14 protein-coding genes are annotated in these 20,766 nt (G+C 70.4%); 3 read left to right on the top strand and 11 right to left on the bottom strand.

Features of this window, described 5'->3' with window-relative positions:
• From ACZ63D_RS40485 to cmk, 7 genes are all read right to left on the bottom strand, one after another.
• Positions 1 to 2,289, bottom strand: a complete 2,289-nt coding sequence (locus ACZ63D_RS40485) for a glycosyl hydrolase family 95 catalytic domain-containing protein (protein WP_465359629.1) — start codon at positions 2,287 to 2,289, stop codon at positions 1 to 3.
• Between the two features lie 20 nt (positions 2,290 to 2,309).
• Positions 2,310 to 4,604 carry a glycosyl hydrolase family 95 catalytic domain-containing protein gene (locus ACZ63D_RS40480; protein ID WP_465359628.1) on the bottom strand — a complete coding sequence of 765 codons (2,295 nt, stop codon included), beginning with the start codon at positions 4,602 to 4,604 and terminating at the stop codon, positions 2,310 to 2,312.
• Between the two features lie 631 nt (positions 4,605 to 5,235).
• A complete protein-coding gene (locus ACZ63D_RS40475) occupies positions 5,236 to 6,591 on the bottom strand; it encodes a M1 family metallopeptidase (protein ID WP_465359665.1) in 1,356 nt (451 codons plus the stop codon).
• An 82-nt stretch (positions 6,592 to 6,673) separates the two neighbouring features.
• Positions 6,674 to 10,525, bottom strand: coding sequence for a Pls/PosA family non-ribosomal peptide synthetase (locus tag ACZ63D_RS40470; protein ID WP_465359664.1), 3,852 nt, complete (start codon positions 10,523 to 10,525; stop codon positions 6,674 to 6,676).
• 310 nt (positions 10,526 to 10,835) lie between these two features.
• Complete coding sequence (der, locus tag ACZ63D_RS40465) at positions 10,836 to 12,317, bottom strand: ribosome biogenesis GTPase Der (protein ID WP_465359627.1); 1,482 nt, start codon at positions 12,315 to 12,317, stop codon at positions 10,836 to 10,838.
• Positions 12,318 to 12,332: 15 nt separating this feature from the next.
• On the bottom strand, positions 12,333 to 12,989 hold the full coding sequence (locus ACZ63D_RS40460; RefSeq protein ID WP_465359626.1) for a lysophospholipid acyltransferase family protein: 657 nt from the start codon (positions 12,987 to 12,989) through the stop codon (positions 12,333 to 12,335).
• Entirely contained in the window at positions 12,986 to 13,711 is a 726-nt protein-coding gene (cmk, locus tag ACZ63D_RS40455; RefSeq protein ID WP_465359663.1) for a (d)CMP kinase, read from the bottom strand. Before cmk ends, ACZ63D_RS40460 begins: the two co-directional genes overlap by 4 nt.
• Positions 13,712 to 13,904: 193 nt before the next feature.
• Between cmk and ACZ63D_RS40450 the strand changes: the two genes are divergently transcribed.
• Genes ACZ63D_RS40450 through ACZ63D_RS40440 form a run of 3 tightly spaced genes read left to right on the top strand, consistent with a single transcriptional unit; the run spans position 13,905 to position 15,982 of the window.
• Entirely contained in the window at positions 13,905 to 14,273 is a 369-nt protein-coding gene (locus ACZ63D_RS40450) for a DUF4267 domain-containing protein (protein ID WP_465359625.1), read from the top strand.
• A gap of 36 nt (positions 14,274 to 14,309) precedes the next feature.
• Positions 14,310 to 14,792, top strand: a complete 483-nt coding sequence (locus ACZ63D_RS40445) for a cation:proton antiporter regulatory subunit (RefSeq protein ID WP_009079551.1) — start codon at positions 14,310 to 14,312, stop codon at positions 14,790 to 14,792.
• A complete protein-coding gene (locus ACZ63D_RS40440; protein WP_465359624.1) occupies positions 14,792 to 15,982 on the top strand; it encodes a cation:proton antiporter in 1,191 nt (396 codons plus the stop codon). Before ACZ63D_RS40445 ends, ACZ63D_RS40440 begins: the two co-directional genes overlap by 1 nt.
• A gap of 154 nt (positions 15,983 to 16,136) precedes the next feature.
• Here the strand turns inward: ACZ63D_RS40440 and ACZ63D_RS40435 are convergent, their stop codons facing one another.
• From ACZ63D_RS40435 to ACZ63D_RS40420, 4 genes are all read right to left on the bottom strand, one after another.
• Positions 16,137 to 18,041: a Xaa-Pro dipeptidyl-peptidase gene (locus ACZ63D_RS40435; protein ID WP_465359623.1), complete on the bottom strand. Its 1,905-nt coding sequence runs from the start codon at positions 18,039 to 18,041 to the stop codon at positions 16,137 to 16,139.
• 88 nt (positions 18,042 to 18,129) lie between these two features.
• Entirely contained in the window at positions 18,130 to 18,882 is a 753-nt protein-coding gene (locus tag ACZ63D_RS40430; protein WP_009079554.1) for a pseudouridine synthase, read from the bottom strand.
• On the bottom strand, positions 18,872 to 19,789 hold the full coding sequence (scpB, locus tag ACZ63D_RS40425; RefSeq protein WP_465359622.1) for an SMC-Scp complex subunit ScpB: 918 nt from the start codon (positions 19,787 to 19,789) through the stop codon (positions 18,872 to 18,874). The genes ACZ63D_RS40430 and scpB overlap by 11 nt, the downstream gene beginning before the upstream one ends.
• Entirely contained in the window at positions 19,786 to 20,766 is a 981-nt protein-coding gene (locus ACZ63D_RS40420) for a segregation and condensation protein A (protein ID WP_465359662.1), read from the bottom strand. The genes scpB and ACZ63D_RS40420 overlap by 4 nt, the downstream gene beginning before the upstream one ends.

The following is a 20,766-nucleotide window of genomic DNA, read 5'->3' as shown; positions in this document are numbered from 1 at the left end:
TCACGGCATCCCCCACGGATCGCTCGCCCCGCCCGGCGCCACCGGCCGGACCGTGAAGTCCGGCCGGTCGCCGCGGCGGTACACATACGCGTCCTGACCGCGGGCGAGATCGACCTGTACATCGCCGTTCGCCAAGCGTCGCCATCTCCGGGGACGGCCGTGCGAGTCCGTCACCGTCAACTCGCCGTCGATCCCCGGCCGCAGGACACACGGCGCACCAGCCTCGCTGTGCACCTTCAGCCAGCGCGTTTTCCCGCCAGAACGGGAAGCGCTGAGCAGGAACGCGCCTTCGGTCCGAAAGTCGCGCAACGCGATGTCGCCCCACGCCTCCGGTACCGCCGGGAAAAGCCGGAGGACGCCGCCCCAGCTCTGCACCAGCATGTCCTGCATGGATTTCGCCGCGGACAACGGCGTTTCGATGACCGGGCCGGATTCCTTGTACATCGTATTCGGCTGGATATAACGCTTCTGGAGTTCGCCGAGGTAATACGCGGCTTTCTCCCCGCGGAGCATCTGCGCCGAGATCGACGCGGCACCGGTGAAGGTGTAGCCCTGCAACGCGCCCTCGAAGCCGACCCAGTGGTTGAGCGACGTTTCGATGATCTGGCGATGCTCCGGCTGTTCCCAGGTGATTTCGTACAGCGGGTAGATCTGCAGCAAATGCGAGTAGTGCCGGTGCGATTTCGCGAACGGGACGCCCGCACCGATCATGTAGCCGTTCTCGTCGGCCGGGTAATCGGTGAGAGTGGCGAGCACCTGCTGCCACTTCCCCGCCAGCGGATCGGCGAGGCGCAACTCGCGTGCGGTGTCCAGCAACGTCTTGCAACCCCAGCGGATCAACGCGAGGTCGTAGTTGGTGTCCGGCGCGTTCACGCCGTACTCCGGCGAGAAGGTCGCCGGGAGATGCAGTCTTCCGTCCGGGCCTGGGGTGAGGAAATGGAGATAGTAATTGATTGCCTTGCGCAGCAAGGGGAACAGTGTGTCGCGCAACAGCTGGCGGTCCATGGTGTGCCGGTAGCTCAGCCAGACGTTGTGCAGCGCCCAGGTGAGGTTGCCGACCTCGGGTGTCGGAGTGTCCTTGCCCGGGATGCCGACCGGGTACCCGCTGGTCGAATCGGCCAGGCCGTTGAGCAACGTCATGTCGGTGGTGCGCGGGATGCCCGCGGAATCGGCTTGGTACGGCTGCGCGACCTGGCTGGTCAGCCGGTCCCGGTACTTGCCGAGCGCGTAGCTGACCGCGTCGAGTTCGAGATGGTTGGAACCTTGGATGAGCCAATACTCCAGCTGCACGTTGAGGTTCCACCACGTCGCGGGCCACGGCGTGTTTTCCAGCCACGGCCCCGAAGTCGCCATGACCGGCGCTTCCCGGCGCGCGGCCGACGCCACCTTGTACAGCTGGATCCAATAGAAACTCTGGAGCCGAGTGTCTGGAATGGACAGAAAGCTGCGCTGGTAATAGTCGTGCCACCAGCGGCGGTGGTCCCACGTCAGCACGTCCAGCGCACTCGCCCGCCGCACCGTGTGCAGCGCCCGGGCCGCCGAGGTCTTCTCCGGATGCGACCACGCGACCGACGTATACAACGTCCGCGCGCTGCCCCGTGCGACCTCGCGCCAAGCTGTCACGTGCTCGCCGCCCGCCAGCAGCGGCTGGACCGCGAGATTCGCGTCGCCCGCCTGGCGCAGCTGAACCGGCGGGTTCTCCAGGTATCCGTCCGGCGGCGGTTTCTTCCAGACCGGATCAGCCCGCGGGCTGATCGCCTTCGCCGGATGGAACACCCATCGGAAACCGCGTTCGCCTTCGGACGGCCGCACTTCCACCGCCAGCAGCGATTGTCCGGTGTGGACGATCGCGCGCAGCTCCAGACTGCCGGCCGCGGTGGTGATCGTGCCGGTCAGCTCGGCGTTCCAGAGGTCGAGCCGCCAGTCGAGACCGGTGATCGCGCCGACCGGTTCGAGCGTGAAATACCCGATCGGCAGCCGCGCCAAGCCGAACAGCGAGCCGAACTGCGGCCGGTGGTCCTGCACCTGGCTGTGCTGAACGTTGAAGCGGACCGCGTTGCGCCCGGGTTCGGCGTAGATGCCGGAGCCGAGGAAACCGTTGCCCAGGAACGGTCCCTCGTACCAGGTCGTCGGCATCCGCCGCCAGCGCAGATCCGCCGTCGCGAGGAAATCCGCCCAATCGACGCCATCGCGGCTCAGTTCCGCCGCGCTCGCCTGCGGCAGCCCGACCGCTCCGGCGGCAATGCCCGCGAGCGCTCCGCCGAGCACCGTCCGGCGCGAGATGTCCATGTCCGCCAACCTCCTCGTTTCTAGTCAGGCAAACCCCAGGCCGGAACAGCACCGAGCGAAGGAACATCACGCGGCGCGAAGTCGGGCCGCGCACCACGCGGGACAACTGTGACCGTGCTGCCCCGCCGCAACGCCAACGTGATCCGTCGCGGTCCGACCGCCCGCCACGACAACCGCCGACCCCACTCGTCGCGCACGTCGATGTCCCCGTTGATCCCGTGGTCAAGCACCAACGGCGCACCGGCTTCGCTGTGCACCCGCACGAACTCCGTCGCACCATTCCGCCGCGACGCGTCCACCAGAAACGCGCCCTCGGTCCGCAATCCGGCGATCGACGCGTCCGGCCACTTCGCCGATACCGACGGGAAGGCCTTCACCACTCCCCCGGACCCTTGCAGCAGCATGTCCACAACGGACTGTGCCGCAGTGATCGGGCTTTCGATAGCGAAGTTCGAACCCTCCCGGTACATCGTGTTCGCGGTCAGCTCGGTGTCCGCGACGATGTTCCGGTCGAGGAAGAACTTCAAGTACCGCAAGGCTTCCTCAGGCTGGTCCATCACCGAACTCATCGACGACGCGGCCGCGTAGCTGTACCCGTGCCAGGCCGACTGGTCGGCTGACCAATGCCGGAAGGTCCGCGTCATGATGTCGCGATCGCCCGGCCGCTCCCAGTTCCGCTCCCGCAACGGATACAGCCAGAGCAGATGCGAGAAATGCCGATGCGAATCAGCGAGCCGGACTCCGTCGCCGATCAGCACGCCGTCGGCCGGATCCTCATGGTACGGAACGAGTTTCGCCGCGATCTCCCGCCACATCGGCACGCGCGGTTCGTTGATCCGCAAGATGCGCGCCGAATCCGCCAACGTCGTCGCCGCCCAGCGGATCAACGACAAGTCATACGTACAGTCGGCCGCGTCGGCGTACTCCGGCGACCGCGTGAGCGGCAGGTGCAGGAGCCCGTCCGGGCCGGTGAACAGGAAATGCCGGTAGAAGTTGAGCGCCTTCGCCAGCGTCGGGTACAGCACGTCGCGCAGCACCGACTGATCGAGGTGATGGCGGTACGCGAGCCAGACGTTGTGCAAGCCCCACAACAGATTCCCGGTCTGGTCCGTTTTGGACGTCCTCCCCGGAACCCCGACCGTCCGAACGCCGCCCGGCCGCAGCCGCCAATCCCCCGGATGCGAGAGGGCGTAGGTATCGCCGTCCCGGTAAGCGGGCGGCACCGACACCTCCAGATTCGCGTGATCACGGCGGAACGTCTCGGTCACCGCGTCCAGCTCCGGATGGTTCGTCGCGTTCACGATCGGATACGTGACCTGGACGTTCAGGTTCCACCAGACCGCCGTCCAGCTGTTACCGACCTCCGGGAACCACGGCCCCCACTCGGCGGTCACCGGCCCGTCCTTGCGGGTCGCCGAGGCGATCTTGTACAACTGGATCCAGTAGAACCGCTGTACTTGCTTGTCCGGCACCGACACGAAACTGCGCTGATGGAAGCCGTTCCACCAGCGGCGATGCCAAGCGAGCAGCAGATCCGGGTTCATCGACAGCGTCCGCTCGACCAGCGACACCGCGTCGCGCGTATGCGTAGCCCGCGGGAACGAATACGCGACCGCCGCCGCGAACAACCGCTTCGACCCGACCCGCTTCTCCCGCCACGCCGTCGTATACCCGCCACCGGCGATCAATGGCTGCGCACAGTAGCCATTCGCCTGCTCCGGCTCCGGATTCGCCGTGTACTCCGGCGGTTTGCGCACCGTCCGAGTCGTCGCCGACACCAACGGCGCGAAGCCCCACGCCGCCCCGGCTTCGCCCGCACTAGGATCGAGCGAGACGAGCAGCACGCCGAGATCGTTGTGCACCACAGCGGAAAACGCGACCTGCCCGCGCGTGGTGGTGATAGTGCCACCGAGCTCGGCGTTATAGAGGTCGAGCGTCCAGTCGACGCCGGTGATCGCCCCCGCGAGGCTGAGCGTGATCGCGCCGATCGGCAACCGCGACAACCCGATTCCGGCTTCCCACTGAACGCGCTGATCCTGGACCTGAGTGTGGCTGAGCATGAACTTCAGCACCTGCGGCGTCTGCCCGGCATAAACCTGAACGCCAAGGAACCCGTTGGCCAGGAACGGCGCCTCCTGCCAGTTCTTCGGCAACCGCTGCCAACGCATCCGCGCATCCATCGCGACATCCCGATGCGGGCCGCGCTGCGCGGCCAATCCCGGCGGCGCACCCTGCGCCCACAACCCGCCGAACGCCGCCGCTCCGGCTGCGATGGACACGGATCGAAGCACCGTCCGCCGCGACACTCCGACCATGGACAGCCTCCGGATTCATATTACGTTTCGCCCTCGCTAACGCGAGGTGAGCGGAATATATCCAGACAGAGTAGGCGAAAGCCAGGGTTGTTCACCCGGAAAGCCGCACAGACATCCGATGACTGGGATCAGCCGGGCGCGCGTTCAGATACCTGAAACCCGTGAGGGGAACCCAGAGGGAGTCAGATTCCCTCAGGGTTCCCCTCACGAACACTCGCGCCGCTGCCCCGCCTGCCGGACACCACACCCGTCACCAACACCCCAATGCGGCACTGGCTGCGCCAGACGCACCCAATGTGGCGTTCGGCGCGCGGCACGCACCCAATGCCACATCGGGGCGCAGCCCCTCCCTAAAACCGCCACCGCCCCACCCCAGCGACCCAGGCAGCCACACCCGCCCCTGCACCCCGATACGAAGCCTCCCCTGCGGTTCGGGGGTGGTTGTCAAGGCACGCTTTCCCGCCTTGACAACCACCCCCACCCCACCCTCCCCCCTGGCTTCTGGGTCGCCCCACCCCAGCGACCCAGGCAGCCACACCCGCCCCTGCACCCCGAACCGTCAGCACACTGGGCTTCGGGGTGCCCCAAACTCGCCCACGGCAATGTCGCCGCCAGGCGACGAGCCGCGACCTCACAGCGACGGCAAAGCCACCCGCTCCAACCACCCGGCGAAAAACCCCCGCAACACCCGCCCCGCGTAAGACTCCGCCAGCCCGACAAACTGCTCGGTAGTCACAACCCCATGCCGATTCTCCACCGCCCAAGCCTTCACCAGCGCGAAAAACGCCGGATCCCCCATCTCCCCCCGCAACGCGTGCAACGTCAACCCGCCCCGCTTATACACCCGCTCATCAAACATCCGCCCCACCCCAGGATCCCCGATAGCCACATCCGCAGGCTTGGCCCGCACCCGCGCATGCCAAGCCCGCGCCAGCGCCTCCGTCGACTCGCCCCCAGCCCGCTCCGACCACAACCACTCAGCGTAAGTAGCGAACCCCTCATTGAGCCAAATATGCCGCCAGTCCGCGACAGTCAAGCTGTTCCCGAACCACTGATGCGCCAGCTCATGCACCACAAGCCGCTCATACGTACGCTTGCCATCCACATGGTTGGCCCCGAAGATGGCCATCCCCTGCGCCTCGATCGGGTCGTCCAGGTCGTCGTCCGTCACGACCACCACGTACTCGCCGAACGGATACGGCCCGAACCACTCCTCCAGCGCGTCCATCATCCGGCCCTGGCGGCCGAAGTCCCGCGCGAACGCCCGCCGCAGCCGGGGCGGCACCGCGGCCCGCTGCACCACGCCGCCCGGCCGGTCGACCGCGATCTCCGGAACCCAGGACCCGGAAGACAGTTCCAGGTCCTCGTACCGGCCGATCTGGACGCTCATCAGGTACGTCGAGGTCGGCTCCGGCCGTTCGAACACCCACTTCGTCGTGCTCGCCGACTGGTACCGCGACACGAGATTCCCGGTCGCCGCAACGAGATACGGCGACGACGTGGCCACCGCGACCCGGTAGCTCGCCTTGTCCGCGGGATGGTCGTTGCACGGGAACCACGACGGCGCGCCCACCGGCTGGCTCGCCACCAGCGCGCCGTCGGTCAGCTCGTCCCAGCCGATGTCGCCCCACCGGCTGCGCACCGGCCGCGGGTTGCCCGCGTACCGGACCTCGACCTGGAACACGGTCCCGGCCGGTACCGACCGCGCCGGTTTGACCTGCAGTTTCAGCCCGCGCCGCACGTACTTCGCCGGTTTGCCCTCGACCAGCACGCGCGACACCCGGAACTCGCCGAAGTCGAGCGTCAGCCGGGAGAGCGCCTGGGTGGCCTCGCAGGTGAGCACCGCGGCGGCGGTCAGCCGGTTCGGCCCGATCCGGTAGTCGAGATCGAGGTCGTAGTGCCGGACCCGGTAGCCGCCGTTCCCGTGCGCGGGGAGGTACCCGTCGCCCGAGGTCTCCGCTCCGGGCGCGGCCGCTTTCCCGTTCACCCGCACCGAAACCCGCCTTCGCCCGCCGCCGTGATCTTTTCCAGGATGCGGCGCCCGGACCTGGTCCGCAATGGTCGTGCCCTCACCGCCGCCAGGCCGAGATCGGATTGCCGAGCCAGCGCGAGTCCGCGGGCACCGCGTCGCCGCGCGTGACGAGCGAGCCGGGGCCGACCGTGGTGCGCGCGCCGATGCTCGCGCCCGGCAGGACGATCCCGTGCGGGCCGAGCGTCGCGCCCTCTTCCAGCTTCACCCGCGACATGGTCATGATCCGGTCGTGGAACAGGTGCGTCTGGACCACGCAGCCGCGGTTGATCGTCGCGCCGTCGCCCAGTTCGACCAGGTCCGACTCGGGCAGCCAGTAGGTGTCGAGCCAGACGCCGCGGCCGATCTTGACGCCCATCGTGCGCAGCCACGCGGGCAGCAGCGGCGTGCCGCCGAGCGACCCGATCAGCCACGGCACCGCGAGCGCCTCGACGAACGTGTCGGCGAGCTCGTTGCGCCACACGAACGAACTCCACAGCGGGTGGTCGATCTCGCGGAACTTGCCGACCAGCAGCCATTTCGCCGCGGTCGCGGTGAGCGCCGCGACGATCCCGGCGGCCAGCAGCACCGGCCCGGCCAGCAGCGCGGCGGCCCAGAAGCCGCCCCACGCCGCCAGCGCCAGCAGCGCGAAGGCGACGCCGACGGTCAGCGCGACCGCGCACATCACCGGAATGATCCGGCACAGCTCGACCAGCGCGCGGGCCGCCTTGAGGTGCAGCGGCGGCGTGTACGTGCGGCTGGTGTCGCTCTCCCCCACCGCGCGGCGCACCGGCAGCGGCGGCATGCCCAGGTACGACGAGCCCTTCTTCGCCTTCGCCGGCGTCGAGGACAGCACCCCGACCAGACCGCGCTTCGGCACCGAACGGCCCGGCGCGGTCATCCCCGAGTTGCCGAGGAAGGCCTGCTTGCCGATCCGCGCCGGGGCCGCGTGCAGCCAGCCGTAGCCCAGTTCGTAGGTGGCGACCATGGTGTCGTCGGCCAGGAACGCGCCACTGTCCACTTTGGTCATCTTCGGCAGCGCGAGGACGGTCGACGCCTCCACGTTACGGCCGACCTTCGCGCCGAGCAGCCGCAGCCACACCGGCGTGAACAGGCTGGCGTACAACGGGAACAGGCCTTCGCGGGCCATCCCCATCAGCCGCTCGGTGGCCCAGACCTGCCACGCGACCCGGCCGTGCACCGGGTGGTAGCCCTCGACCATGCCGACGCCGAGCGCGCGGACCCCGGCCAGCACCAGCAGCGCGTACGTCAGGAAATAAGCGACGGTCGCGACCGGCGCGAACAGCAGCGCCTGACCCAGCGCGGCACTCAAATCAGAGGTGCCAGCGATCGCGTACCCGATCACCGCGACGCCCGGCAGCGCGGCGATCCCGGGCAGCAGGCCGAGGAACACCGAAGTCGCGCCGTACACCGAAGCCCAGAACCGCGACCGCGGCGGGCGGCTCGACGGCCACTTGAGCGCGTCCTTGCCGTCCGACCGCACCGCGGGCGAACCGGCCCAGCGCTGGCCCGCCGGAACCGCGCCGCGCACGGTCGACCCGGCGGCGATCTCCGCGCCCTTGCCGATCCGGGCGCCGGGGAACAGCGTGCTGCGCGCGCCGACCCGGGCCTCCGCCCCGATCCGCGTCTTGCCGATGTGCACGACGTCGCCGTCGACCCAGTGGCCGGACAGGTCGACCTCGGGCTCCACCGCGGCGCCGCGGCCCAGCTTGAGGAAACCGGTGACCGGCGGCGGCGAGTGCAGGTCGACGTCCTTGCCGATGCGCGCGCCCAGCGCCTTCGCGTACGTCGTCATCCACGACGCGCCCGCGACGCTGTCCGCGCCGCTGAACTCGGCCAGCTTCTCGGCGGTCCACAGTCGCAAGTGGACACTGCCGCCGCGCGGGTAGGAGCCGGGGCGCACCCCGGACAGCAGCACGCGCGCGCCGCCCGCGGCGATGGCGATCCGCCCCGCCGGGGTGAACAGCACCAGGTAGGCGAGCACCAGCCACGCCCAGTTCAGCGTCGGCGCCCAGGAAACGCCCAGCAGCGCCAGCACGTTCGAGCAGGCGGCGGCGAGCGTCGTCCAGCGCAGGCCGACGAGACCCATGAGCGGGACCATCAGCAACGACTGCACGAGCCCGGCGCGGCGCGGCGTCGGCGCGATCTCGCGGCGCTCGGTCTCCTCGCCGCTCAGCGCGTCCAGCTTCGCGGCGAGCGCGCCGAGCTTCGGGTTCTGGTAGATGTCGCTGACCGACACCTCGGGGTGGCGGGTGCGGATGCGCGCGATCAGCTGCGCCGCGGTGAGGCTGCCGCCGCCGTTGGTGAAGAAGTCGGCACTGGCGTTGCTCACCGACACGCCGAGGATCTCGCTCCAGCCCTCGGCGAGCCACGCCTCGGTGGGCGACAGCCCCGCCGCGCTCGCGTCCACAGTGGACAGCGGCCACGGCAGCGCGGCGCGGTCGACCTTGCCGGACGTGCGAGTCGGCAGGTCGTCGATCGTGGCGAGCAGCGGCACCAGCGCGGCGGGCAGCTGCGCGCGCAGCCGGGTCGCGGCGTCGTCCGTGTCGAGCTTTTCGCCCTCCTCCGGGACGATGTAGCCGACGAGGACCTGGTTGCCCGCCTTGGTGCGGCGGACGGCCGCGGCCGCGCCGCGCACCCCGGGCAGCGCCTGCAGGGCCGCGTCGACCTCGCCCAGTTCGATGCGGCGTCCGCCGAGCTTGATCTGCTCGTCCATCCGGCCGAGGAACAGCAGGCCTTCCGGCTCCGCGCGGACCATGTCGCCGCTGCGGTAGGCGCGCTCCCAGCCCATCGACGGCAGCGGCGCGTACTTCTCCGCGTCCTTTTCGGCGTCGAGATACCGGGCCAGCCCGACGCCGCCGATGACCAGCTCGCCGGTCTCGCCCATGGCGACCGGTTCGCCCGCTTCGTTCACGACGACCAGCTGCCAGCCGACCAGCGGCAGGCCGATCCGCACCGGGCCGTCGCCGGTCATCTGCGCGGCGCAGGCGACGACGGTCGCCTCGGTCGGGCCGTAGGTGTTCCACACTTCGCGGCCTTCGACGGCCACGCGTTCGGCCAGCTCCGGAGGGCAGGCTTCGCCGCCGAAGATGAGCAGGCGCACGTCTTCCAGCGCGTCCGCCGGCCACAGCGCGGCCAGCGTCGGCACCGTCGACACGACGGTGATGCCCTGCGCGACGAGCCACGGGCCGAGGTCGACACCGGTGCGCACCAGCGCGCGCGGCGCGGGCACCAGGCAGGCGCCGTGCCGCCAGGCCAGCCACATCTCTTCGCAGGAGGCGTCGAACGCGACGCTCAGCCCGGCCAGCACCCGGTCGCCGGGGCCGATCGGCTCGTCGGCGAGGAAAAGCTGGGCTTCGGCGTCCACGAAGGCCGCCGCCGAGGCGTGCGTGACCGCGACGCCCTTCGGCTTGCCGGTGGAACCGGAGGTGAAGATGATCCACGCGTCGTCGGCCGGGCCAGGACGGCCTTCGCGGCCGCTCGGCGTCCCGGCGACGGCGATCTCGCCGTCGGTGGCGATCGCGGCGACCCCGGCCTCGCCGAACACCAGCTCGGCGCGCTCGTCGGGGTCGTCGGCGTCGACCGGCACATACGCCGCGCCGACCGAAAGGGTCGCCAGGATCGCGACGTACAGCTCGGCGGTGCCGGAGGAGATCCGGATGCCGACGCGGTCGCCGAGGCCGACGCCGTGCTCGCGCAGCTTGCGGGCGTACGCGTCGATCTCTTCCATCAGCCTGCGGTAGCTGAGCGGGCCGGTGCCGTCGTCGAGCGCGGCGGCGTTCGGGTGCCGCTCCGCGGTCGCGGTCAGGATGTCCAGGAGGGTGCGCTCGGCCGCCGGAGCGGCGGTCTCGAACAGAGCGGGCGAGAGCGCGGCTTCGACGGCGAGGGTCAGGGCGTCGGCACTGCCGGAATCGGCGGTCAGCGTCACCGGGCCACCTCGGCGGCCAGGCGGGTTCCGGCATTCCGGAACGATGCGGGCAAGGTCGGACTGTGGGCGCGCAAGCCCATCACTCACCTTTCGCGAGCGTCATTCGGGCTGGCCATCCGAATGAGGCGCCCGTAGCGACCGTCTACCTTACGCGGCAATCAAGCCCAGGTCGCGCCTGGGTAACGCCCGCGTGTCGGAGGTCACGGACCGCAGGTCCGGCAAGGGAATCCCGGGAAATCGGATTCGCCGGGAATTCCCTTGCCGGGAAAAGGAATCAACGGTTGCGGGCCGCTTTTCCGCCTGCCTTCGGCTTCTGCTTCTTTTCGCGGACGCGCACATTCACCCGGACGGGACTGCCCGCGAAGCCGAACTGCTCGCGGAATTTCCGCTCGATGAACCGGCGGTATCCGGCCTCGAGGAACCCGGTGGTGAACAGCACCAGCGTCGGCGGGCGGATGCCCGCCTGCGTCGCGAACAGCACCTTCGGCTGCTTGCCGCCGCGCACCGGCGGCGGCGTGGCCGCGATGAGGTCGGACAGCCAGCCGTTGAGCTGACCGGTCGAGACGCGCTGGTCCCACGACGCCAGCGCGGTGCGCAGCGCGGGCGCGAGCTTGCGCACCGCGCGCCCGGTGAGCGCGGAGACGTTGACCTTCTCCGCCCACGGCACCCGCACGAGGCCGCGGTCCAGCTCGCGCACCATGGCGTGCCGGCGGTCCTCGTCGACCAGGTCCCATTTGTTGAACACGAGCACGCACGCGCGGCCCGCCTCGACCACCATCGTCAGCACCCGCAGGTCCTGTTCGGTCAGCGGTTCGGAGGCGTCCAGCAGCACGAGCGCGACCTCGGCCGCGTCGATCGCGGTCTTGGTGCGCAGCGAGGCGTAGTACTCCGCGCCGTCGGCGAAGTTGACGCGCTTGCGCAGGCCCGCGGTGTCCACGAACCGCCAGACCTCGCCGTCCAGCTCGACCAGCGAGTCGACCGGGTCGACCGTGGTGCCCGCGACCGAGTCGACCACCGAGCGCTGCTCGCCGGAAAGCCGGTTGAGCAGGCTGGACTTGCCGACGTTCGGCTTGCCGACCAGTGCGACGCGGCGCGGCCCGGCGGAGACCGTGCCCGCCTCGCGCGGGGCCTCGGGCAGTGCGGCCATGACGGCGTCGAGCAGGTCGCCCGAGCTGCGCCCGTGCAGCGCGCTGACCGGGTGCGGCTCGCCGAGGCCCAGCGACCACAGCGACGCGGTGTCGGCCAGCAGCCGGTCGTCGTCCACCTTGTTCGCGGCCAGCAGGACCGGCTTCTTGGAGCGGCGCAGCACGCGTGCGACGGCCTCGTCGGTGGCGGTGGCCCCGACCGTCGCGTCGATGACCAGCAGCACCGCGTCCGCGGTCTGCATGGCCAGCTCGGCCTGCTGCGCGACCGAGGCCTGCAGGCCGGTGGCGTCGGGCTCCCAGCCGCCGGTGTCGACGAGCGTGAACCGGCGCCCGGCCCAGAACGCGTCGTAGGCGACCCGGTCGCGCGTCACGCCCGGCACGTCCTGCACGACCGCTTCCCGGCGGCCGAGGATGCGGTTGACCAGCGTGGACTTGCCCACGTTCGGCCGCCCCACCACGGCGAGCACCGGCTGCGCGGCGGCCGCCCGGCCGTCGGCCTCCTCGGCCTCGATCTGCGCGTCGAGCGCGGCGAACTCGGACTCGTCGGACCAGCTTCCGTCGACCTCGCCGAGACCGTCCACCGCGCTGTCGGCGGCGTCAAACCCTGTCATCGTTTCCCACTTCACCTACGGCGTGGCGAACCCGTGTTCGCCGCGCCAGTCGTCCAAAGCCTGTACGAGCGCCGCGAGCTGCGTACGCAGCTCTTCAGTGCCCTGGTCGAGCCCTTTCCGGCCCGGACCGACCTTCAGCGCGAACGGCTCCCCGAAGAGGAGGTCCACGCGCGGCCGCCACCGCCGTTTGCCGTCGGCGGGCTTGCGCGTTCCGCGGATCGCGATCGGCAGCACGGTGGCTCCCGAAGCGCGCACGAGCCACGCCGCGCCGCGTTCGGCGGCCCCGACGTCGCCCTCGCCTCGGGTGCCCTCCGGGAAGATCCCGACCGCCCCGCCCGCCTTGAGCACCCCGACCGCCGTGGTCAGCGGCGTCCGGTCGATCTCGCCCCGGCGGACCGGGATCTGGCCGATCGCCCGCAGGAACCGGCCTCCGATCCCCGTGAACAGCTCGGCCTTGGCCAGGAACGCGCTGCGGCGCGGAAGCATTCCGATCACCAGCTGCGGATCGACGTTCGAGCTGTGGTTCGCGATCACCACGAGCGGCCCGTCGGCGGGCACCCGGTCGCGGCCGTGCACCCGGATCCGGAACGCCGGACGCAGATAATACCGGCCCGCCGTCCGCCCGATGTCGAGCAGGAGGCCGTTCGCCCCCTCGGGGAGGGCGCCGCTCACCGGCTGCCCCCGGCCCCGGCGGCGGCCGGTTCGGCCGGGCAGTCGCCGAGCAGCCCGCGCCCGCGGGCGAGTTCGGCCAGCGCGACGATCACCTGGTCGATCGTCAGCTCGGAGGTGTCCACCTGGACCGCGTCCCCGGCCGCGCGCAGCGGCGAGGCCGCGCGGGTGGAGTCGATCCGGTCGCGGCGCTCCACCGATTCGCGAGCGGCTTCGACGCTCGAGGCCCGGCCCGCCGCGGAGTCCTGGGTGTTCCGCCGCGCGGCGCGGACCTCGGCCGAGGCGGTGAGGTAGACCTTGAGCGGCGCGTCCGGCGCGACGGTGGTGCCGATGTCGCGGCCCTCCACGACGATCCCGCCGTCGTCTTCGACCGCGTCGGCGATCATCCGGCGCTGCCGGGCGACGAGCACCTCGCGCACCTGCGCCACGGCCGACACCGGCGACACCGCGCCGGTCACCTCGGGGCCGCGGATCTCGGCGGCCACGTCCTCGCCGGCGAGCCGGACGTCCGGCTGCTCCGGGTCGGTGCCGAGCGAGAAGTCGACGTCGTGCGCGAGCGCGCCGACCGCGTGCTCGTCGGCGAGGTCGATCCCGGCCCGCAGCACGGCCAGCGTGACGACGCGGTACATCGCTCCGGTGTCGAGGTAGCGGGCGCTCAGCCGTCCGGCGAGCTTGCGCGCCACCGTGGTCTTGCCGGTTCCCGACGGGCCGTCCAGCGCGACCACCCCACGTAGGGCTCCCGTCACCGATGTTCTCCTCACGTTCGTCCCGCACACCCGGTCCGGTTCATTCTGCCCGCCGCCCGTCGCGGCACCTCAGGCGGTGTCCCCGGCGCAAGTTCAGGCAGTGCTAGACAAGCTAGCGTCGCTAAGTTAGCGTTGCACTTGTTCCTAGCACTGCTAACTCACTGGGGTTCCCATGCTGACCGCCGCTTACGTCCTCGCCGCCATCCCCGTCCTCGGGATCATCTACGTCGGGTTCACCTATCTGTTCGCCCCGGCGAAGACCGCCGCCACGTTCGGCCTGCGGGAGATCCCGACCGGGTCGACGGCGTTCTTCGAAATCAAGGGAGACCGCGACCTGGGCACCGGGCTGATCCTCGGCGTCGCGATGCTCGCGGGCAGCGCGCACCTCTTCGGCTGGCTGCTGCTGGCCGCGACCGTCATGCCGGTCTGCGACATGCTGATCATCCTGCGGCACAAAGGGAAGAAGGGGATGGCCTACGGCGTGCACGGCGCGACCGCCGCTTTCATGGCCGCCACCGCGCTCTTGTTCCTGCTGGGCTGAACTCCGCGAATCGGACAATGAGTTACCGTGGCTGGCGTGAACGTCGAAGTCACCCCCCTTCCCGGAATCGGTGTCCGCAAGGACTTCGCCACCCGCGCGGGCCGCCGCATCGGCGTCGTGACCCAGCGGGACGGCAAAATCGAGCTGATCGTCTCCAAATCGGACGATCCGGACGCCTGCCTCGCGTCGCTGCCGCTGACCGCGGACGAGGCGGGCGCGCTCTCGAACCTGCTCGGCGCGCCGCAGCTGGTCGCGCAGCTGAACGAGGAGCACCGCGAGCTGCCCGGCATCAACACCAAGCAGCTGCCGATCACCGCGGACAGCCCGTTCGACGGCCGTTCGCTCGGCGACACCGCGATGCGCACGCGCACCAGCGTGTCGATCGTCGCGGTGATGCGCGCCGGGCAGGTGCACCCGTCGCCGACGCCGGACTTCCTCTTCACCGCGGGCGACCTGCTGGTCGTGGTCGGCACGTCCGAGGGCCTGGAAGCCGCCGCCAAGATCCTCAAGCACGGCTGATGGATCACACCGCTCTTTCGCTGATCGAACTCGGCGCGGTCTTCTTCGTGCTCGGCGCACTGGGCAGGCTCGCCGGCCGGATCGGCCTCTCCCCCATCCCCCTGTATCTGCTCGGCGGCCTGTGCTTCGGCTCCGGCGGCCTGATCCCGCTCGCCGACATCGGCGATTTCGCCCACCTCGCCAGCGAAATCGGCGTGGTGCTGCTGCTTCTGCTGCTCGGCCTGGAGTACTCCGCGGCCGAACTGTTCACCGGCATGCGGCGGTCGTGGACCGCCGGTCTCGTGGACATCGTGCTCAACGCCGCGCCCGGTGCCGCGGTCGCACTGATCCTGGGCTGGGGCCCGATCGGCGCGATCGTCATGGCCGGCGTCACGTACATCTCGTCGTCCGGGATCATCGCGAAGGTCCTCGGCGATCTGGGGCGGCTCGGCAACCGCGAAACGCCGGTGGTGCTGTCGATCCTCGTGTTCGAGGACCTGGTGATGGCGCTCTACCTGCCGATCCTCACCGCGGTCCTCGGCGGGGTCAGCCTGCTCGGCGGGCTGGAAGCGGTCGGCATCTCGCTGCTGGTGATCACCGTGGTGCTGGTGATCGCGCTCAAGTTCGGCCGGTACGTCTCGGCGCTGGTGGACAGCGACGACCGGGAAGTGTTCCTGCTCAAGATCCTCGGCGCGGCGCTGCTGGTGGCCGGGATCGCGTCGGCGCTGCAGGTGTCCGCGGCGGTCGGGGCGTTCCTGCTCGGCATCGCGGTGTCCGGCTCGACCGCGCACAACGCGACCCGGCTGCTGGAACCGCTGCGGGACTTGTTCGCCGCGATGTTCTTCGTGGTGTTCGGGCTCAACACCAACCCGTCGTCGATCCCGCCGGTGCTCGGATGGGCCGCGGTGCTCGCCGTGGTGACGACGCTGACGAAGGTGGCGACCGGATGGTGGGCCGCCCGCAGGCAGAAAATCGGCAGGCTCGGCCGCGCCCGGGCCGGGGCGGCTTTGGTGGCGCGAGGCGAGTTTTCGATCGTCATCGCCGGGCTGGCGGTCGCCGCGGGCGCGGTGGACGGCGAACTCGCCGCGCTGGCCACCGCTTACGTGCTGCTGATGGCGATCCTCGGCCCGACCGCGGCGCGCGTGGTCGAGCCGATCGCGAAAGCCTTGCAGCGCAAGGCAGCCGCGAAAGAAACCGTGACCGCCAACTGAGGCACGTCCGTGAAGGGCTGCTTGCCGGGATCTGATTCCGGCAAGCAGCCCTTCACGGCTTTCAGGCGGTTCCCGTCCGTGAGGGCCACCCTCACGGACCCGGGGTTCCCTCACGACTCGCAGCCGGTCGTGAGGGGAACCTCCACGGGCTTTGTCAGCGCAGATCGAACCGCGCGGCAGCCGGAACGTGCGCGAGCGCGTCTGCCGGTGCCGACTCGGCGGTCCGCGGACGCGCCGGAACCACGCCGACCAACGGAACCTGGGCCGAGGTCTTGGCCAGGTCGATGGTCAGCTTCGGCGGATTCGCGGGCGCGGTGATGAAATTGGCGTCCGTCCCGCCGATCACCAGCGCGAGCCGGTGCCCGGCCGGGACGATGTGGTCCGTGCTCGCCAGGCGGAACGTCATCGTGTACGCCTTGCCTGGCGTGAGCCGCGCTTCCCGGCTCAGGGACTGGTAGTTCGCCAGGTCCGCCCAGCCTCGGCTGATGATCGTGTAGTCCACGTTCTTCGTGTCCGCGCTGGTCACCTTGTAGCAGGCGCTGTCGCCGTCGGTGCTCGAACCCCAGCAGGTGCGGTCCGTGCCGGTGACGATTCCTTCGCCGGGGCCCGAGAAATTGCGGATGGTCGCGGGGCCGTAGTCCACCAGCATCGCCGACAGGTGCGCGGTGGAGGTGCTTGGCGTGGCCGTCACGGTGATCGACGAGGTGCCCGAGACCTGCACCGGCGACGTGAGCGCGCCGGTGCTGTAGATGACGCGGTTCGCCGACGTGGCCGACGGATTCGCCGCCCACTCGTTCTCCCCCACTTTCGGGTTGTCGGTGAACGACGCGGTGCCCCGGCCGCCCACCGTGCCGAGGGTGCCGACGCCCGGCGTGCGGCCCGGCTGCGGACGCAGCACGGTGGCCTTCGTGCCGGGGGCCGGGTAGGTCGCTTCGTTGACCCATTGGTCCGGCTGCCGTTCGACGGTCGCCATCGGTTCCTTCTCGATGCCGTTGTCGATGCCCATCAGGTAGTGGTCGAACCACCGGTGCAGGGTGTCGACCCATTCGGTACGGCGGTAGTCGAACGGGTCGACGTGGCCGGTCTGGGCGAGCCAGATCTTGCGCTGCACGCCCTTCGCGGCGAGCGCGTCCCACCATTGGCCGTAGTTGATCGGCATGACGTTCAAGTCGTTCACGCCGTGCGAGACGAACACGCTGGCGCGCACGTTCTTCGCGTTCGCCACGTAGTCGCGCTCCGCCCACAGCGGACCGTAGTCGCCGTTCTCGGTCGCGCCGTCGGCGAGTTTCTGGTTCTGCGCCGAGCAATCCTGGCCGCCGTTGCGGCGCTCCACGGTCTGCGCGAGCCCGTCGGGGTTGAAGCCGAACGAGACGCCGTCCGAGCGGTAGTAGTCGTACCAGGAGCTGATCGCGGAGATCGGCACGATGGTCTTGAGGCCCTCGACGCCGGTCGAGGCGACGCCGTTGGCGATGGTGCCGTCATAGGACTTGCCGATCATCCCGACGCCGCCGTCGCTCCAGCCCGCCGACATCGTCGTGCCGCCGGTTTTCGCGGTGTAGCCGGTCGCGCGGCCGTTCAGCCAGTCGATGACCTTCTTCGCCGACTGGACGTCCGAGTTGCCGCCGACGTCCACGCAGCCGGTCGACCGGTTCGTGCCCGCCAGGTCCACGAGCACCACCGCGTACCCGCGCGGGACGAAGTAGTTGTCGTAGAACAGCGGGAAGCCGACCGGGCGGCCCTGCGCGTCGTACGTCTTGAACTGGGTTTCGTTGCCGCGCCCCACCGAGGAGTAGTACGGGCTGGCGTCCATGATCACCGGGATCTTCTTGCCCGCCTCGGCCGGTTCCTTCGGCCGCACGATGTCCGCGGCGACCCGGTCCGGCACGCCGTCCCCGTCGCCGTCCCGGCCGAGGTCGACCCACACCGTCTCGCGGATCGCCCCGGCGTAGTCGTACTGCGGCTCCGTCGCGGTTCTGGCCGGTGCGGCCGTCGCGGCCGCCGGCACCACCACTCCCGCGGCCAGCACCGCGGCGGCGCACAGCCCTGTCAGCACACGCATTCCCGTCGCCCTCCAGAGTCGTCGTCGGGTACCGACAACTCAACCGGGGCGGCGGGGCCCGGCATCAGGGCCGAAAGTGGGGAACCGGTCAGAGTCCCACGGTGCGGTACAGCGCGCCGACCTCGCCGCGGTTGAGCCTGCGGATCGTGCCCTGGCGCTGGTTGCCCAGCTGCACGTCGCCGACCGCGGTGCGCACCAGCTTGCGGACCGGGTGCCCGGTGGCCGCCATCAGCCTGCGCACGATGTGCTTGCGGCCCTCGTGGATCACCAGCTCGATCATGCTCCGGCCGGAATGCATGTCCTTGACCCGGAACTGGTCGACCTTCACGATCCCGTCCGGCAGCTCCCAGCCCGCGCGCAGCTCCTTGCCGAGCCCGCGCGGCACCAGGCCCTCGACCTCGGCGAAATACGTCTTGAGCACCCGGTAGGACGGGTGCATCAGCCGGTGCCCGAGGTCGCCGTCGTTGGTCAGCAGCAGCAGGCCCTCGGTGTTCTCGTCGAGCCGCCCGACGTGCACGACGCCCGGGGTCTCCTCCCACCGGCCGCGCAGGTAGTCGCCGACGCACGGGCGGCCCCGGTCGTCCGACATCGTCGAGTGCACGCCCTTGGGCTTGTTGAACGCGAGGTACACCAGGTCGTCGCGGAGGTTGACCCGCGTGCCGTCGACGTGGATCACCGCCTCGTCCGGGTGCACGCGCCGGCCCAGCTCGGTGACGACCTCGCCGTCCACCTCCACCCGGCCGGCCGCGATCAGGTCCTCGGCGGCCCGGCGCGACGCCACGCCCGCCTGCGACAGGACCTTCTGCAGGCGGATGCCGTCGGGGTGCTGCTCAGATGTCATCGATGGTGTCCACTTCGGGTAGCAGCGGAGCGATCGGGGGCAGGTCGTTCAGCGACGACAGCCCCAGTCGCTCCAGGAACAGCTCGGTCGTCACGTACAGCGTGCCCGTGGTCTCCGGGTCGGTGCCCATCTCCTCGATGAGCCCCCGCGCCAGCAGGGTCCGGATCACGCCGTCCACGTTCACCCCGCGCACCGCCGCGACCCGGGCCCGGGTGACCGGCTGCCGGTACGCGATCACGGCGAGGCTCTCCAGCGCGGCCCTGGTCAGCTTCGACCGCTGGCCGTCCAGCAGGAGCTTCTCCACGAACGGGGCGTAGGTGTCCCTAGTGTAGAACCGCCACCCTTCGCCGACGCGCCGCAGGTCGATCCCGCTGGCCCGCTCGGTGAACTTCTGCGCCATCGTCCGCAGCGCGACGGTCACCCGCGCGACCGGCTGGTCCAGCGTTTCGGCGAGCGAATCCTCCGCGATCGGCGAGTCCACGACGAGCAGCAGCGCTTCGAGAGCGGCTTCGAGCGCCTCGTCGTCCTCGACGCTGGGCAGGCCGTTGTCCACGGCGACCAGGCCTTCGTCGTCGGTCGGCTCGGCTTCGGGAGCGGCTTCCGCCTTTGGGGAAGCTTCGGCTTCGGCGGTTTCCGGCTCGGCTGGCTCCGCGGCGTCGGCCTCCGGCTCAGTTTCCGGCTCGACGGCTTCGCCGGGCTCGGCCTCGTTTTCCGGCTGCGACGCGGTTTCCGGCTCCGTCTCCCCAGCCGGTTCCGTCTCCCCGGCTCGCTCGACCGGCTCGTCCTCAGCTTGCCCAGCTGCGGCCTGTTCGGCCTCGACCTGAGCCTCTTCCGCCGGAGTTTCCTCGTCCGCCGCAGCGGCCGGAGTCTCCTCCGGCTCCGGTGCGCGGTCGTCTTCGGTGCTCACCCGTATTCCTCCTCCTCGGCCGCCGCGCGGTCCTGCTCGGCGGCGGCGGACGCCTCGGCCACGCTGCCGCCGGTCCAGCGGACGTGCAGCTCCGCCAGTGCCTCCAGCTGGTCGAACTGCACCGACGATTCGCGGTAGAGCTCCAGCAGCGCGAGGAACCGGGCCACGATCTCCACCGTGTGCTCGCAGTCCGAGGTCAGTTCCTTGAACGTGGCCTGCCCGGCCTCGGCGAGCTTCACCCGCAGCAGCGCGGCGTGCTCGCGCACCGACACGCGGCCCATGTGGATGTGCGCGATCGACACCTGAGGCGGCGGTTTCGGCCGGAACACCGCGACCGCGATCTCCGCGAACCGCTCCGGCGTGACGCCCAGCATCACCTCCGGCAGCAGCCCGAGGTACCGCTCCTCCAGCGCCACCGACCGCGGGTACCGGCGCAGCGCGCCTTCCTCGAGTTCGCCGAACAGCGCGGCCACCTGCTTGTACGCGCGGTACTGCAGCATTCGCGCAAACAGCACGTCGCGGGCTTCCAGCAGGGCCAGGTCGTCCTCGTTCTCGACCTCGGCCGCGGGCAGCAGCCGGGCGGCCTTGAGGTCGAGCAGGGTCGCCGCGATCACCAGGAACTCGGTGGTCTCGTCGAGGTTCCAGTCCGGGCCGAGCGCGCGGGTGTAGGCGATGAAGTCGTCGGTGACCGTGTGCAGCGCGACCTCGGTGACGTCCAGCTGGTGCTGCGAGATCAGCTGCAGCAGGAGGTCGAACGGGCCCTCGAAGTTCTGCAGCCGCACCTTGAACTTCGAGGAGCCCTCGTCGGCGGCGTATCCCTCGGGGATGGTGCCGCCGTGCACCGTCTGGTGCTCGGCGGGAGTCTCCGGGGAGTCCCCGGCGGCCTCGCCCGGAACTTCCGCGTTGTCCCCCGCCGTGCTCTCGGTGTTCTCGGTGTTCTCGGTGGCGTCCGTGGCTGCCGCTTCCGGCTCCGGCAG

The organism is Amycolatopsis sp. NPDC104775, assembly GCF_055583325.1.
The sequence above is the reverse complement of the archived record's forward strand: the minus strand, read 5'-3'. Positions and strand labels throughout refer to the sequence as shown.

Coding starts and splice junctions, on each gene's coding strand:
- ACZ63D_RS40450 (WP_465359625.1), top strand. CDS start 13,905: ATGCTGACCGCCGCTTACGTCCTCGCCGCCATCCCCGTCCTCGGGATC.
- der (WP_465359627.1), bottom strand. CDS start 12,317: ATGACAGGGTTTGACGCCGCCGACAGCGCGGTGGACGGTCTCGGCGAG.
- ACZ63D_RS40440 (WP_465359624.1), top strand. CDS start 14,792: ATGGATCACACCGCTCTTTCGCTGATCGAACTCGGCGCGGTCTTCTTC.
- ACZ63D_RS40435 (WP_465359623.1), bottom strand. CDS start 18,041: ATGCGTGTGCTGACAGGGCTGTGCGCCGCCGCGGTGCTGGCCGCGGGA.
- ACZ63D_RS40430 (WP_009079554.1), bottom strand. CDS start 18,882: ATGACATCTGAGCAGCACCCCGACGGCATCCGCCTGCAGAAGGTCCTG.
- ACZ63D_RS40480 (WP_465359628.1), bottom strand. CDS start 4,604: ATGGTCGGAGTGTCGCGGCGGACGGTGCTTCGATCCGTGTCCATCGCA.
- ACZ63D_RS40485 (WP_465359629.1), bottom strand. CDS start 2,289: ATGGACATCTCGCGCCGGACGGTGCTCGGCGGAGCGCTCGCGGGCATT.